The organism is Streptomyces sp. NPDC041784 (genome assembly GCF_055591025.1).
In genome coordinates, this window is the sequence record NZ_JBVJAB010000001.1 from 763,611 (window position 1) to 778,124 (window position 14,514).

Below are 14,514 nucleotides of genomic sequence, written 5' to 3' on the forward strand. Positions count from 1 at the left end.
CTCGTGACAGGCTCGGTTCGGCTTGATGTCGCCGGTGTTACGTCACACCTCGGCGTAGCTGAGCTGCGGCTTCGCCTCGGAGGCCGAGCTGGCGGCGGTCACCCGGCCCGCCGGGCGGCGAAGGTATACGGCCCAAGTGACCACGAAGCACAGACCGTAGAAGGCGAGGAAGGCGACGAACGCGCCCGTCCCGGAGCCGTAGGAGAGGAAGGACTGACGGAAGGCCAGGTTGATGCCGACGCCGCCGAGCGCGCCGACCGCACCGATGAGCCCCATCGAGGCACCGGAGAGCCGTCGCCCGTAGGCGGCCGCCTCCTCGCCCTGAAGCCCCTTGGCGACGGCCTTCGCCTGGAAGATGCCGGGGATCATCTTGTACGTCGACCCGTTGCCGAGGCCGGTGAGGATGAACAGCGCCACGAAGACGCCGACGAAGAGCGGCAGCGACTTCTGCATGCTGGCGAAGATCAGGACGGCGGTGGCCGCGCCCATGCCGACGTAGTTGTAGAGGGTGATGCGGGCGCCGCCGTACTTGTCGGCGAGCCAGCCGCCCACCGGGCGGATCAGGGAGCCGAGCAGGGGGCCGATGAAGGTGAGGTACGCGGCCTGCAGCGGCGTACGGCCGAACTGGACCTGGAGCACCTGGCCGAAGGCGAAGGCGTAGCCGATGAACGACCCGAACGTCCCGATGTAGAGGAAGGACATGATCCAGGTGTGGGCGTCCTTGGCGGCGTCCTTGGCCGCGCCGGTGTCGTTCTTCACGGACGCGAGGTTGTCCATGTAGAGCGCGGCGAGGACCGCGGCGATCACGATCAGCGGGATGTAGATCCCGAGCAGCACGCGCGGGCCGCCGCTGGCGCCGATGACGGCGAGGGCGATCAGCTGGATGACGGGCACGCCGATGTTGCCGCCGCCCGCGTTGAGCCCGAGCGCCCACCCTTTCTTCCGCAGAGGGAAGAACGCGTTGATGTTGGTCATGGAGGAGGCGAAGTTGCCGCCGCCGATGCCCGCGATCAGGCCGACCAGCAGGAAGGTGTTGAAGGAGGTCCCCGGTTCCATCACGGTGAACGCGGCGACGGTGGGGATCAGCAGCAGAGCGGCGGAGACGATCGTCCAGTTCCGGCCGCCGAAGATCGCCACGGCGAAGGTGTACGGCACCCGGACGGTCGCGCCGACCAGCGTCACCATCGACGTCAGCAGGAACTTGTCGGCCGGGGTGAGGCCGTACTCCGGGCCCATGAAGAGCACCAGCACGGACCACATCGTCCAGATCGAGAAGCCGATGTGCTCGGAGAGGACGGAGAAGACGAGGTTCCGGCGGGCGATCTTCTCACCCTTGTCGTTCCAGAACGTCTCGTTCTCGGGGTCCCACTCCTCGATCCAGCGGCTCCCCCGCTTCGGGACGGTCGGGGTGGTCTGGGCGGGCGGGGGTGCGGGGGCTGTACCAGGGGCTGTCATGACGCCTCCACGTGCTCCGGGCTCGGGTGGTTCGCGGTGATGAGCGGTGATGAGTCCCGAAGGTAGGGAGGACGCGTTTCCGCACTGTGCCTGTGGGTGACCGGAAGGGAACGTTGCTCTCACCTCCGGCGAGGACGGCGTGAGAGGTTCCGCGCAAGAGTACGCGGCGGGTCCGGCGCCCGGCCGGGACGATCTCCGGCTCCCGCCGGCGCCGACGCCCCCGGGACGGCCACGGCGCCGCGGTCGTCTTCAGGCCCGGTGGGCTCGCTCCCGGCCGTCCGGCCACAGGCGGGGGGCCCGGCGGGCCGCCAGGTCCTCCGTCCAGCCGAAGCCGAGAACGCAGAGGGCGGTGAGGAGCCAGATGAAGGGGAGCTGTGGCCAGGGGCTCTCCAGCAGCCAGGGGGTGGTGTCCTCCAGCCAGGCGACGCTCCACAGGTGGTCCCGGAGGGCCTCGGTCACGGCGATGCAGACGTTGTGCCACAGATAGATCGTCACGGCCCGGGAGTTGAGCAGCGTGATCAGCCGGTCCCAGCGGCGCAGCGGGCGCGGCCACGCGGACCAAGACGGGCTGAGGTGCAGGAGCAGCAGGACCACCGCGAAGGACCACAGGGACTGGGCGAACGGCATGTCGTCGAGGTCGTGCCCCTCCCTGAGGTCGTGCGTGAAGGCGTACCAGAGGCCGGTCCCGGCCACCGCCGGCGCCAGCGACGGCACCACGTACCGGGGCAGCCGGCGCAGCAGGCCCTCCTGGTGCGCCATGCCCAGCAGCCAGCACGCGCCGAACGCCCCGAGGTCGCTGAGTCCGGCCTCCACCCGCCAGCCGGGCACGGTCAGCGCGCCGGACTCCAGGGCGGCCGACAGCGCGATCGGCGCGAGCACGGTCGGCCAGGGCACGCGCCGCAGGGCACGCAGCAGGAGCGGGGAGAGGAGGACGAACCACAGGTAGGCGCGCAGATACCAGAGCGGTACGCCCATGGCGACGGCCCAGTCGTCGGTGATCAGCCCGTGCGCGCCGGGCAGTCCCTCGCCGTACGGCGGGTCGCTGACCGGCAGGATCCAGAACGTGAGGTGGAGCCACCACCAGCCGGACCCGCCGTCGTCGTCGGGGCCCCAGCCGGCCAGCAGCATGCCGCTCACCCCGACCGCGCCGAACAGCCAGAGCGGGGGCAGCAGCCGGCGTAGCCGTCCTCGTACGACGTCCAGGGCCGGGCGTCCGGTGAGGGAGCGGGCCATCAGGTTGCCGGCCAGGGCGAACATCACGCCCATGGAGGGGAAGACGATCGGCAGCCAGGCCCAGCCCATCAGGTGGTAGAGGACGACCCGGAAGAGGGCGACCGCGCGCAGCAGGTCGAAGTAGCGGTCACGCCCACGCTTCGGGGCGGGGGGCGCGTCCACGGCCGGGGGCGCGTCCACGGACGGGAGCGCGTCCGGGGCGGGCCGGTCACCGCCGGCGTCCGCCTCCCTGACGTCCTGGGACCGGATGTCGCTGTTCGTCATGCCGCGCCCCCGTCCACGGCCGCCGCCGCCCGGCCCGCCTCGGCCGGGGCGGCCTCCCCGGGCGGCGCCGCCACCTGCCCCTTCCTGCGCAGCTTCTGCCAGCGCAGCCGGCCGCCGGTGAGCGCGGTGATCCAGGACTGGAGCAGGACGATGTACATCAGCTGCCGGTAGAGGAGCTGCTGGAGCGGGAGGGAGACGAGCGGGGTGAGGCGTTCGCGGTCCAGGACGAAGGCGTACGCCGCGCAGCCCGCCTGCACCGCGAGGACACCGAACCAGGCCGCGATGGTCTTCCCGGTGGGCCCGAAGAGCAGCCCGTAGACGAGGAACAGGTCGATGAGGGGGGCCAGGAGCGGGGCGACGACCATGAAGAGGGAGACCAAGGGCAGTCCGACGCGGCCGAACCGGCCGGACGGGCCGCGTTCGACGACCGCCCGGCGGTGCTTCCAGATCGCCTGCATGGTGCCGTAGCACCAGCGGTAGCGCTGGGACCACAGCTGCTGGACGGACTCGGGCGCCTCGGTCCAGGCGCGCGCCTTCTCGGCGTAGACGACCTTCCACCCGTCCCGATGAATGGCCATGGTGATGTCGGTGTCCTCGGCGAGGGTGTCGTCGCTCATGCCGCCGACCCGGTTCAGCGCGGTGCGGCGGAAGGCCCCGACGGCGCCGGGGATGGTGGGCATGCAGCGCAGGACGTCGTACATCCGGCGGTCGAGGTTGAAGCCCATCACGTACTCGATGTGCTGCCAGGCGCCGATGAGGGTGTCCTTGTTGCCGACCTTGGCGTTGCCGGCGACGGCGCCGACGCGCGGGTCGGCGAAGGGCTGGACGAGTTCGCCGACGGTGGACGGCTCGAAGACGGTGTCGCCGTCCATCATCACGATGAGGTCGTGCCGGGCGTTGGCAATGCCCCGGTTGAGGGCGGCGGGCTTGCCCGCGTTGAGCTGACGGACGACGCGTACGCCGGGCAGGGCGAGGTCCTCGACGATCCGGGCGGTGCCGTCGCTGGAGCCGTCGTCGATCACGACGATCTCGATCGGGTGCTCGCTGGTCATCAGCGAACGCACCGTGTTCTCGATGCACTTGGCCTCGTTGTACGCCGGCACCAGCACCGACACGGGTTCGGTGACGGGCGCGTCGGGCCCCCAGACGAAGCCGCGGCGACGGGTCCGGCGGGTGTGGAGGGCGGACAGCAGCAGCATCAGCCCGAAGCGGGCGAAGACGAGGATGCCGATGGCGGCGAGGCCGACGACGAGGACGGAGGTGATGTCGTCCGACGCGGCGACCAGGAACACCCAGGCCTTGCCCTTCCACAGGTCGACCCCGGTGACCTCGGTGTGCGCGCTCGGGGCCTTCAGGGCACCGGTGAGGTGGTCGAACCGGTAGCCCCGCGCCTGGAGTTCGGGCAGGTAGCTGTCGAGCGCCCGGACCGTCTGACTGCGGTCGCCGCCGGAGTCGTGCATGAGGACGATCGCGCCCTTGCCCTGCTCCGGAGTGGAGTTGCGGATGATCTGCTCGACGCCGGGCCGGCGCCAGTCCTCGCTGTCGGCGGTGGTCAGGACGGTGAGGTAGCCGCGGCTGCCGACGTACTGCGTGACCGGCCAGGACGCGTTGTCGAGGGCATCGGCGCTGGAAGAGTACGGCGGGCGGAAGAGGGACGTGCGGATACCGGCCGCTCCGGCCAGGGCCAGCTGGTTCTGGGTCAGCTCCCAGTCGATGCGCTTCTCGGACTGGTAGGAGAGATCGGGGTGGTTGAAGGTGTGCAGCCCGATCTCGTGCCCCTCGTCCACCATCCGCTTCACCAGGTCCGGGTAGCGGGAGGCCATGGTGCCGGTGATGAAGAAGACGGCGTGCGCGCGGTGCTTCTTCAGGACGTCGAGGACCTCGGGGGTCCACTTCGGGTCGGGGCCGTCGTCGAAGGTGAGCACGATCCGGCGGTCCGGCACGTCGAGGTTGGTGGCCCCGCCGCCACGGGTGTCGACGACCGGGCCGCCGGCGCGGATCTTCTGCGGCACCTTGTCGGCGGCGGCCTCGGGGCGGATGCGGTAGTCGGCGAGGATCTCGCTGTGTACATAGCCGCGCAGCATCAGCATCGCCATCATCGCGAACAGGACGACCAGTGGCAGCAGATGCCTGAGCCGCAGCGGGATCAGCCGCCGGCCCCGGGCCTGCCGCCCCGCGGACCGCCGCCGCCGGCGCCCGCCCGCCTCACCCCCTTCCGGTAAGGACCCCCCGGCGGAGCCGGACGAGAGGGACGAGGGCGAGGAGGGCGGCGAGGAGGATCGCGCGGACTGCCCGACGGCAGCCCGTCGGGCCGAGCGTCGACTGGTACGTGGTGCCATCGGTGGACGTACTCCGGGGACGAGGATCAGGCGGCGGACAACCGACGCGAGGATCGGACGGGGTGAGAGGCGAGCGACGGGGGCCGGTGAGGACCGGCCGGCCGGCTGCAAGGGTGATGCGACGGGGGCCGCACGCCGGGTGTGCGGTGGGCCCTGCACGGGTCCGGCCGCAAAGACGGTTGCCCGCCCGGATGAGGCGGTACGGCCCCGGCCGCGAAGGTCACGCGGCTCGGGTGGTGGCCGACGACGGCGGCCTCAGGGGCCGGCCGTCCCGTGAACGGCAGCCTCAAGGGCCGGCCGTCCCGTACGTCAGGTGACCGTGTCGGTGCCGCCCGCCGGGGGCGGTGAGGAGTCGGCCGAAGGGCTGGCGGGCGGCGGGGTGGACGCCGGCGGCGGGGTCGGGGTGCCGCCGATGACCGAACTGGTCGGACCGGGGTCCACGGAGGCGGAGGCGCTCGGCACCGAACTGGGCCCGGTCGTGCCGCTCGGGGTGGGCCGCGGGGGCGCCGCCCCGGTCGGGGCCGCCGCGCTCCCGGACGCGGCGCCGGTCGCGCTCGCCCCGGGACGGACCGGTACGACACCGGACGCGGAGGCGGTGACGCCCGGGGTGCCGGGCGCCGCGAAGCCGGGCAGTACGGCCGGGGGTGTCGCCGAGGCGCTGGGCCCCCGGGTGGCGTCGACCTCGCCGGCCGGCTTGTCGTCGCCGCCCTGCCCCGGCACCGGCAGCCAGGGCGCCCCGGCGTTGCCCGACAGCAGTGTGGCGACGATGACGACGGCGTACGCGCCGCAGGCGACGCCGACGGAGATGCCGATCCGGCGGAAGGTCCGGCTGCGGCGTCCCGACTCGTCGACGAAGACGGGGACGTCGGAGGCCTCCTGGCCGCCGTCCCGGGCCGCCGCCGGGTGCGGGGAGTCGATCTGGACGGTCACCTCGTCCGGGTCGTGGTCGCGCCCGGCGTCGCCCGTCCGCTCCGCCCAGGGGTCGACGAGCCCGGAACGCGCAGGCCCCGCATCCACCGACCCGCTCAGAGGTTCATTTTCGGACACCTTGTTCGAGGCGACCGTTGTACCGGTTTCCACCGTGACGTCCCGTAAGAGACCGGATCTTCCCCCCGCGCCCATGACCGGCACGTCCCGGGTCGGAGGGGCCGGCTCCGGCCACTCCGGTTGGGTGTCTTCCCGCCATTCCTTCACGTGCGCACTTCTCCCCACGGAACAGTTCTGGGTGCGCGTACGACCATGAGCGCCCGTCGACGGAACCGGGCCCCCACCCGGTTCTCGCGCCCCTTTCACCCCACTGCGCTCAGGTCGACGAATCTAGCGCAGCCTTGGGCTCCGTGTTCGTGATGTGTGATTTGCACACAGATGGCATGCCCATGTCCGTGGCTGGAATCCATCCCTCGACAGGCCTCCGAAGCCACCCTTCCGCACCGCCGATCTCCGCCGCGGCCCGTCGAAGCGCGTCGAGTCCCGGATGGACCAGCCCCTTTCGCCACACCAGCGACACCGGGGACAAAGGGACCGGATCGACGAGCGGCCGTAGCACCGCCCCAGGCATGGCCGGAAAGTCCACCACCGCGAGGACCGGATTGCCCCATTTCTCCATGATCCGCTGGAATTCCTCGCCCCCGACGACCAGCGGAGCCGGCGGTGCGACGGCGATCCCGCGCCCCTCGAAGAGCAGCCGCGCGAGATCGGTCCACTCGGGCGTGCGCGGATTCCCGGCGCCGGCGTACACCGTCTCCCCCGCCAGCCGGGCCAGCGGCACCTCCGCGAGCGACGCCAGCCGGTGCCCCTCGGGCAGCACGACCGCCATCGGCTCGAACCGCACGAGCTGGTGCTCCAACTGCCGTCTCAGCGCCGGGTCCAGGCCCGCGTACCGTCCGAACGACGCGTCCAGCCGGCCCGCGACGATCTCCACCGCCGCGCCCGTCAGCCCGCTCTCGTAGCGGGCCATCAGCTCCAGCTCGGGGGCGAGTTCACGGGCCCGGTGCAGCACCCGCCGCCCGGTGACCAGGCCGGGCGTGTTCAGGTCGACCAGCAGTGGCCGGGCCTGTCCGAAGGCCGCGAGCAGATCGTCCTGCGCCTGGAGCACCCGCCGCGCGTACGGCACCAGCCGCTCCCCGTCGGCGGTGAGCGTCACCTGCCGGGTGGTCCGCACGAACAGCTCGGCGCTCAACTCCCGCTCCAGCCGCCGTACATCCCGGCTGAGCGCCTGCTGGGCGACGTACAGACGCGCGGCGGCACGCGTGAAGTGCAGCTCCTCGGCGACGGCGAGGAAGGCGCGCAGAAGGCGGGGATCCAGATGAGCGGACATCCGCAGAACTTACAACGCGGATGCGTGAATCGGCCCCGAACAGGTGTTGGACCCCTTGATCACCGCCGGGCGAGGCTCACTCCATGCCCCCGCACCCGCCCACCGACCCCACGACCGACCGCTCCACCGACCGCTCCACCGACCACTCCACCGACCACTCCATCGACGGCACCACCCACCACCACACCCGTCCCACGCGGCCCCGCACCAACCCCCTCACCCCCTACCGCCGCCTCCTCTCCCTCCCCGGCACCCGTGCCTTCACCGCCGGGAACCTCCTCGCCCGCCTCCCCATGGGCATGTTCAGCGTGAGCGCGGTCGTGATGATCGCCGGTACGCGCGGCTCGTACGCCCTCGCCGGCGCCGTCACCGCGGCCGGGCTCGCGACGACCGCCCTCGTCGCGCCCTGGATCGCCCGGCTCGTCGACCGGTACGGGCAGGCCCGGATCGCCGTACCCGCCACGCTCCTCGCCGCGCTCGGCAGCCTCGCCCTGGTGCTCTGCGTCCGCCACGGCGCCCCGGACTGGACCCTGTTCGCCGCGTACGCCGCCACCGCGACGACCCCCAACACCGGCGGCATGTCTCGCGCCCGCTGGAACCACCTGCTGCGCGACGACCCCGCCGCCCTGCACACCGCGAACTCCTTCGAACAGGCCGCCGACGAGCTGTGCTTCATGCTGGGCCCGGTTCTCGCGGCCTTCCTGTGCGGCACGTTCTTCCCGGAGGCGGGCACGCTGACGGGCGTGGTGCTGCTGGTCACCGGCGTCCTGGTGTTCGCCGCCCAGCGCGCGACCGAGCCGCCCGCCCACCCCCGCCCCAAGGCCGGATCCCCGCTGCGCGCGCCCGGCATCCCGCCGCTCCTCGCCTGCTGTCTGGCCCTGGGCGCCGTGTTCGGCGCCACGGAGGTCGTCACGATCGCGTTCGCCGACGAACGAGGACACCGCACCGCGGCCGGAGCGGTCCTCGCGCTCCAGGCGGCCGGTTCCTGCGCGGCCGGTCTGGCGTACGGGACCCTGCGGCCGTCGGGCCCGGCCGCGCGCCGGTACCCGTGGTGCGTGGCCGCGATGACCGCGCTGCTGGCCCTCCCGCTGCTCGCGGCGGCCGCCCTCGGCTCGCTCCCGCTGCTGGCCGGCGCGCTGCTGGTGGCCGGGATGGCGACCGCGCCGACCATGGTCACCACCATGGCCCTGGTCCAGGAGCGCATCCCCGCCGCCCGCCTCAACGAGGGCATGAGCCTGGCCGTGACCGGCCTGCTCGGCGGTATCGCGGCCGGCAGCGCGGCGGGAGGCTGGGCGGCCGAGCACCTCTCCCCCGCGACCGGCTACGCCGTACCGCTCGCGGCGGCGGCCATCGCCCTGCTCATCTCCCTCGCGACCCGGCCGCCCGTCCGGTCGGCCGACCGCTCCCCCGTCCGTTCCCCCGCGCCCCATTGACGCCCTCGCACCCGTCCTCGCACCCGTCCTGTCCCCCTGCCTACCCCCGTCGAAGCGCTTCGAGCCTCCAGGCACAGCACCGCGGACGATCCCGTGACGGGCGCCCGCCACGTTCAGCCCGCGTCGACCGGGTTGCCGAGGCGGGTGCCCAGCACGGCGCAGGACACGCCCTGGACACCCTCGTAGGACACGGTCCGGGCGGGACCGAGTTCGCGGGCGAGGCGTTCGGCGAGCGCCTCGCCCTCCTCGTGCAGCCGCCGGAACGCGATGTCCCAGCGGACGTCGTCACGGTCGCCCAGCCAGGTGTTCATGGCCGCGTCGATGTCCTTCGCCCACGCCGACAGATCGGCGACCAGGGCGTCGGACAGGCCGAGGGCGGCATGGGGGTCGTCCGGCGCGAAGTCGTCGTGCGGGTCCACGCGCAGCGGATACGCGCGGTACTCGCCCAGCAGCGTGATGTGCGTCGAATTCAAGAGAGCCTCCTCAGCAAGGCCGCACACATGACGAAAGCCCCGCCGCTCGTGAGCGACGGGGCTTTCGCCCACATGGGATGAGTGGAGATGGCGGGAATCGAACCCGCGTCCAACGGTGCAGAATCAGGGCTTCTCCGTGTGCAGTTCGCTGTGATTTTCTCGGCCCCGGCGATCACGCGAACAAGTCGCCGACGGGCCCAGTCACTGTTTGATTTCCCATCGAACCCCGTGACCGGGCTCGATGGTTTAGTCCCCTAGATTATGCCAGGATCCGGGCCGGGAACACTCCCGGGCTGACACCCATTAAGGGTCCTACACTCACTACCTAATTAGGCAGCGAGGGCGTAGGACTGGGAATCGCTCTTGGTATTGGCGATTATTTTTTGCGACATATGGTTTACGAGATCATTGCCGCTTCCTCGACACGCTTCCCCTGCTTCGACAGCCGCTGTCGAAACCGATCATCCCCATGTTGATTTTTCAAACCCCTCCGAGGAGGGTTCCTCGTGCCTGCTGTGAGGCACAAGTGCATCGTACGTGAACAACGGACGGCGATGCCACTGTATTCCGCGGGCTACGCGTGCCGCTGCCTGCGCTTGGCCGCCGCGATCGCCCGGTCCGTCTCCCGGCGGTCCTGCTGCTCCCGCAGGGTCTGCCGCTTGTCGTACTCCTTCTTGCCGCGTGCGAGCGCGATCTCGGCCTTCGCCCGGCCGTCCTTGAAGTACAGGGCGAGGGGCACGATCGTGTGACCCGTCTCCTCGGACTTCACGGCCAGCTTGTCGATCTCCTCGCGGTGCAGCAGCAGCTTGCGCTTGCGGCGCGCGGAGTGGTTGGTCCAGCTGCCCTGGTTGTACTCCGGGATGTGGGCGTTGTACAGCCACGCCTCGCCCCCGTCGATCTGGACGAAGCCGTCGGCCAGCGAGGTCCTACCCTGGCGCAGCGACTTCACCTCGGTGCCGGTGAGCACCAGCCCCGCCTCGTAGGTGTCGACGATCGCGTAGTCGTGCCGGGCCTTCTTGTTCTGCGCGACGATCTTGCGCTTGCCGCCCTTCTCGCCGTCCCTGGCGATGGCGGCCGCCCCGCCCTGCTTGGGCTGGGACTCCTTCGGTACGTACATTCCCTTGCTCATAGTCCCGCCATTTTCGCACCCGGACGGGCTCTATGGGAAAGCCGATTACGCGCTGCCCGCGAAAGAACGCTCAGGACGCGTCGCCGAGGCCGCTCAGGACGGTCTCGGCCCGCTCCAGCACCCCGTCGGTGGCGTCCAGGTCCGGGGTGATGCCCGTGCCGTCGACGGTACGGCCCGAGGGGGTGCGGTAGTGGCCGACGGTCAGCTCGGCGACGGAGCCGTCGGGCAGTCGGCTCGGCATCTGCACCGAGCCCTTGCCGAAGGTGCGGGAGCCCACGACCACCGCGCGGCCCCGGTCCTGCAGAGCGCCGGTGAGCAGCTCGGCCGCGCTCATCGTGCCGCCGTCGACGAGCGCGACCAGGGGTCTGGCGGTGTCGCCGCCGGGCTCGGCGTGCAGGGCGCGCTCGGCGCCGTCGACGTCGTAGGTGGCGACCAGGCCGCCGTCGAGGAAGGCGGAGGCGGTGGCGGTGGCCTCGGTGACCAGGCCGCCGGAGTTGCCGCGCAGGTCCAGGACGATCCCGGCGCCGGCCGGGGCCTGCCGTACGGCGGTGCGGACGTCGGCTCCGACGCCCTTGGTGAAGGCCGCGATCCTGATGACGGTCACGCCGTCGGCGAGGCGGCGGACGGTGACGGAGTCCGTGGAGAGCCGGGCCCGGCGCAGGGTCTCGTTCCACGCGCGTGTGCCGCGTTCCAGGCCGAGCGTGACGGTCGTACCGGCGGGCGCGTCCGTGGCGTCACCGCGCAGTAAGGAGACGACCTCGGTGACCGGGCTGCCGTCCACCGGGTGTCCGTCGACGCTGCGCAGCCGGTCGCCGGCGCGGATCCCGGCGGCGGCCGCGGGGGACCCGGAGCGGACCTCGGTGACCTCGATCCGGCCGTCCCGCTCGCGCCGGGCCACCAGGCCCACGCCGGTGTACCGGCCGTCGAGGGACTCCTCGAACTCCTCGTACTCGCCCTGGGAGTAGACGGCCGCCCAGCGGTCCCCGCTGCGGCTGACGGCACGCTCGGCGGCCTCCAGGGGCGACTTGCCGTCGGCCGCGGCCTCCTCGGCGGCCCGGGTGACGTCCTCGGAGTGTCCGGCCGGGGCCGCCCCGCGGGTCTCGCCCGAGCCGGCCCGACGGGTGTCACCGGGCAGGGAGCCGGTGGCCGCACCGGCGACGAGCACGCTCGCGAACACCAATGTCAGGGCGGCCCCGCGGCCGAAACGGCGGGGCTGACAGAACAGGTCACGGCCTGACATGGCGGTGAGTCTAGGGGAACGCAAAGGGCCGTACGGTCGCTTGACCGTACGACCCTCGGGGCGTGCGTCACACCTTCAGGTACTTGCGCAACGCGAAGAAAGCGGCCAGCGCGGGCATCAGCAGGCTGGTGGCGAGGATCAGCGGAAGCTTCGTCAGAACGGCGTCCCAGCCGATGAAGTTGATCAGATTCAGCTTCTCGGACAGGGCCAGGCCGTGGTCGATGATGAAGTACCGGGCGATCACCAGGAACCCGCAGGCGACCGTGCCGCCGATCAGGCCGGCGACGGCGGCCTCGGCGATGAACGGCGCCTGGATGTAGAAGCCGGAGGCGCCGACCAGCCGCATGATCCCGGTCTCACGCCGTCGGCTGAACGCCGAGACACGCACAGTGTTGACGATCAGCATGAGCGCGACCACGAGCATCAGCGCCATCACGGCCCGCGCGGCCCAGTTCATGCCGTTGAGCAGCCCGAAGAGGTTGTCGAGGATCCCCTTCTGGTCCTGCACCGACTGCACGCCGTCCCGGCCGTCGAAGGCGGTCGCGATGACCTGGTACTTCTCCGGGTCCTTCAGCTTGATGCGGTACGACTCCTGCATCTGGTCCGGCGTGAGGGAGGCCGCCAGCGGGGAGTCGCCGAACTGCTCCTTGTAGTGCTTGTACGCCTGGTCCTGCGACTCGTACGTCACCGAGTCGACCACCGACATCTTGTCGAGGTCGGTCTTGATCTGCTTCTTCTGGTCCTCGGTGACCGCGCCCTTGGCGCAGTTGGGGTCCGACTCGGCGTCGCTCTTGTTGCAGAGGAAGACCGAGACGTTGACCTTGTCGTACCAGTAGCCCTTCATGGTGTTGACCTGGTCGCTCATCAGCAGCGAGCCGCCGAAGAGCGCCAGGGACAGGGCGACGGAGACGATGACGGCGAAGGTCATCGTCAGATTGCGACGGAGACCGACACCGATCTCGGAGAGTACGAACTGGGCACGCATGGCGTGTTCTTGAGGCCTTTCCGTGGACGGTCGCGGTCAGTGCTGGTAGCCGTAGACGCCACGCGCCTGGTCGCGGACGAGGCGGCCCTGCTCCAGCTCGATGACGCGCTTGCGCATCTGGTCCACGATGTTCTGATCGTGCGTGGCCATCAGTACGGTCGTGCCCGTCCGGTTGATCCGGTCGAGCAGCTTCATGATGCCGACGGAGGTCTGCGGGTCGAGGTTGCCGGTGGGCTCGTCGGCGATGAGCAGCTTGGGCCGGTTGACGAAAGCGCGCGCGATGGCCACACGCTGCTGCTCACCACCGGACAGCTCGCCCGGCATCCGGTCCTCCTTGCCGCCGAGCCCGACGAGGTCGAGCACCTGCGGCACGGACTTGCGGATCTCGCCGCGCGACTTGCCGATCACCTCCTGCGCGAAGGCGACGTTCTCCGCCACCGTCTTGTTCGGCAGAAGCCGGAAGTCCTGGAACACCGTCCCCAGCTGGCGGCGCATCTGCGGCACCTTCCAGTTGGAGAGGCGCGCGAGGTCCTTGCCCAGGACGTGCACCTGGCCGTGGCTGGTCCGCTCCTCGCGGAGCACCAGCCGCAGGAAGGTGGACTTTCCGGAGCCGGAGGACCCCACGAGGAAGACGAACTCGCCCTTCTCCACCTCGAGGGAGACATCCCTGAGTGCGGGGCGGGTCTGCTTGGGGTAGACCTTGGAGACGTTGTCGAATCGGATCACGGATGCACCACGGGTCGCCGGGGGTAGATGAGCGTGACCATACGCGAACCCGGTGTGCCAGCGCAGTCGCCGGGAGAGGTTGCGGGAGGGTTGTGCGTTTTTGTACGGGACTTTGTCCGCTCCCCACTCTCCGGGCGGGCCGCGCGCCCTCTGCGGGAACCTGGCAGAGTGGTAGGGGAACGTTCGCGTCCCCGAGAGCGTTGTGTCTCTGTGGAACCGGTGCAAGGAGGGCGAGCGCATGACGTACGACCGGCTGGTGTGCGCTAACTGCGCGGCGCCCGTGAGCGAGGGCCGGTGCCATGTGTGCCGTGCCAACCGCGAGAGGCTTCAGCAGGAGAACTTCCTCGCGGGACTGAACCCGATGGCGCTGATCGCGCTGCTGGCGGTGCTGGTGGCCGCGCTGGCACTGCTGGCCCACCAGACCGTGTAGGCACCCGGCGCGTACGACGCCGAAGGGGCCCGGAGCTTCGCAGCTCCGGGCCCCTTCGTGTGTACGTCGCGTACGGGCGGGGCTACCGTCAGGCAGCGGCTCCGCCACGGCCCACGACGAGGCGCGGCAGCACGCGGAAGGCGACACCGCCCGCGATCATCGTGGCGGCACCGAGGATGAGGAAGGTCGTCTGGCCGGCACCGGTCTCGGCCAGCTCCCCGCCGCCGCCCTGAGCGGTGGTGTCGGAGGCGTCCGAGGTGTCGGTCAGCGCGGAGCTGCCCTCTTCCTGGGTGGAGGTGCCGTCGGTGTCGGTACCGGAACCGCCGGTGGAGGACTCCGAACCACCGTCGCCCGTGCCGCCGTTGTCGCCGGTGCCGCCGTTGTCGCCCGTGCCACCGTTGTCGCCGGTACCGCCGTTGTCGCCCGTGCCACCGTTGTCGCCGGTACCGCCGTTGTCGCCGGTACCGCCGTTGTCGCCCGTGCCACCGTT

Annotated in this window: 12 protein-coding genes, 1 other RNA gene and 1 pseudogene; 2 read left to right on the forward strand and 12 right to left on the reverse strand. The window is 71.2% G+C overall.

Features of this window, described 5'->3' with window-relative positions; translation table 11 throughout:
- Window positions 1-42 precede the first annotated feature (42 nt).
- The 5 genes from ACZ6D7_RS03390 to ACZ6D7_RS03410 all read right to left on the reverse strand — a co-directional run bounded on the left by ACZ6D7_RS03390 (window position 43) and on the right by ACZ6D7_RS03410 (window position 7,608).
- Window positions 43-1,455, reverse strand: coding sequence for a nitrate/nitrite transporter (locus tag ACZ6D7_RS03390; protein ID WP_469482863.1), 1,413 nt, complete (start codon window positions 1,453-1,455; stop codon window positions 43-45).
- Window positions 1,456-1,704: 249 nt separating this feature from the next.
- Window positions 1,705-2,952, reverse strand: coding sequence for an acyltransferase family protein (locus ACZ6D7_RS03395; protein WP_469482865.1), 1,248 nt, complete (start codon window positions 2,950-2,952; stop codon window positions 1,705-1,707).
- On the reverse strand, window positions 2,949-5,051 hold the full coding sequence (locus tag ACZ6D7_RS03400; protein WP_469482867.1) for a bifunctional polysaccharide deacetylase/glycosyltransferase family 2 protein: 2,103 nt from the start codon (window positions 5,049-5,051) through the stop codon (window positions 2,949-2,951). Before ACZ6D7_RS03400 ends, ACZ6D7_RS03395 begins: the two co-directional genes overlap by 4 nt.
- 549 nt (window positions 5,052-5,600) lie before the next feature.
- On the reverse strand, window positions 5,601-6,308 hold the full coding sequence (locus ACZ6D7_RS03405; protein WP_469482869.1) for a hypothetical protein: 708 nt from the start codon (window positions 6,306-6,308) through the stop codon (window positions 5,601-5,603).
- Window positions 6,309-6,594: 286 nt separating this feature from the next.
- Complete coding sequence (locus ACZ6D7_RS03410; protein ID WP_469482871.1) at window positions 6,595-7,608, reverse strand: LysR family transcriptional regulator; 1,014 nt, start codon at window positions 7,606-7,608, stop codon at window positions 6,595-6,597.
- An 83-nt stretch (window positions 7,609-7,691) separates the two neighbouring features.
- On the opposite strand from ACZ6D7_RS03410, the gene ACZ6D7_RS03415 reads away from it, so the two are divergent.
- Window positions 7,692-9,041: an MFS transporter gene (locus tag ACZ6D7_RS03415; RefSeq protein ID WP_469482873.1), complete on the forward strand. Its 1,350-nt coding sequence runs from the start codon at window positions 7,692-7,694 to the stop codon at window positions 9,039-9,041.
- A gap of 113 nt (window positions 9,042-9,154) precedes the next feature.
- Here ACZ6D7_RS03415 and ACZ6D7_RS03420 read toward each other — a convergent pair whose 3' ends face one another.
- The 6 genes from ACZ6D7_RS03420 to ftsE form a co-directional block, all read right to left on the reverse strand.
- Window positions 9,155-9,514: a hypothetical protein gene (locus tag ACZ6D7_RS03420; protein WP_469482875.1), complete on the reverse strand. Its 360-nt coding sequence runs from the start codon at window positions 9,512-9,514 to the stop codon at window positions 9,155-9,157.
- Window positions 9,515-9,593: 79 nt separating this feature from the next.
- Window positions 9,594-9,983, reverse strand: a transfer-messenger RNA (tmRNA) gene (gene ssrA, locus ACZ6D7_RS03425).
- A gap of 105 nt (window positions 9,984-10,088) precedes the next feature.
- On the reverse strand, window positions 10,089-10,631 hold the full coding sequence (gene smpB / locus ACZ6D7_RS03430; protein ID WP_469483024.1) for an SsrA-binding protein SmpB: 543 nt from the start codon (window positions 10,629-10,631) through the stop codon (window positions 10,089-10,091).
- A gap of 82 nt (window positions 10,632-10,713) precedes the next feature.
- On the reverse strand, window positions 10,714-11,883 hold the full coding sequence (locus ACZ6D7_RS03435) for a S41 family peptidase (RefSeq protein WP_469482877.1): 1,170 nt from the start codon (window positions 11,881-11,883) through the stop codon (window positions 10,714-10,716).
- 67 nt (window positions 11,884-11,950) lie between these two features.
- Complete coding sequence (ftsX, locus tag ACZ6D7_RS03440) at window positions 11,951-12,868, reverse strand: permease-like cell division protein FtsX (protein ID WP_469482879.1); 918 nt, start codon at window positions 12,866-12,868, stop codon at window positions 11,951-11,953.
- Between the two features lie 36 nt (window positions 12,869-12,904).
- On the reverse strand, window positions 12,905-13,594 hold the full coding sequence (ftsE, locus tag ACZ6D7_RS03445; RefSeq protein ID WP_030780423.1) for a cell division ATP-binding protein FtsE: 690 nt from the start codon (window positions 13,592-13,594) through the stop codon (window positions 12,905-12,907).
- A gap of 238 nt (window positions 13,595-13,832) precedes the next feature.
- On the opposite strand from ftsE, the gene ACZ6D7_RS03450 reads away from it, so the two are divergent.
- On the forward strand, window positions 13,833-14,024 hold the full coding sequence (locus ACZ6D7_RS03450; protein WP_469482881.1) for a hypothetical protein: 192 nt from the start codon (window positions 13,833-13,835) through the stop codon (window positions 14,022-14,024).
- An 88-nt stretch (window positions 14,025-14,112) separates the two neighbouring features.
- Here the strand turns inward: ACZ6D7_RS03450 and ACZ6D7_RS03455 are convergent.
- Window positions 14,113-14,514: pseudogene (locus tag ACZ6D7_RS03455) on the reverse strand (hypothetical protein); the annotation flags it as partial.

Excerpts from the sequence above, each read along its gene's own strand:
- ACZ6D7_RS03400 (WP_469482867.1), bottom strand. The coding sequence starts at position 5,051 with ATGATGGCGATGCTGATGCTGCGCGGCTATGTACACAGCGAGATCCTC.
- ftsX (WP_469482879.1), bottom strand. The coding sequence starts at position 12,868 with ATGCGTGCCCAGTTCGTACTCTCCGAGATCGGTGTCGGTCTCCGTCGC.
- smpB (WP_469483024.1), bottom strand. The coding sequence starts at position 10,631 with ATGTACGTACCGAAGGAGTCCCAGCCCAAGCAGGGCGGGGCGGCCGCC.
- ACZ6D7_RS03410 (WP_469482871.1), bottom strand. The coding sequence starts at position 7,608 with ATGTCCGCTCATCTGGATCCCCGCCTTCTGCGCGCCTTCCTCGCCGTC.
- ACZ6D7_RS03390 (WP_469482863.1), bottom strand. The coding sequence starts at position 1,455 with ATGACAGCCCCTGGTACAGCCCCCGCACCCCCGCCCGCCCAGACCACC.
- ACZ6D7_RS03415 (WP_469482873.1), top strand. The coding sequence starts at position 7,692 with ATGCCCCCGCACCCGCCCACCGACCCCACGACCGACCGCTCCACCGAC.
- ACZ6D7_RS03450 (WP_469482881.1), top strand. The coding sequence starts at position 13,833 with ATGACGTACGACCGGCTGGTGTGCGCTAACTGCGCGGCGCCCGTGAGC.
- ACZ6D7_RS03435 (WP_469482877.1), bottom strand. The coding sequence starts at position 11,883 with ATGTCAGGCCGTGACCTGTTCTGTCAGCCCCGCCGTTTCGGCCGCGGG.
- ACZ6D7_RS03395 (WP_469482865.1), bottom strand. The coding sequence starts at position 2,952 with ATGACGAACAGCGACATCCGGTCCCAGGACGTCAGGGAGGCGGACGCC.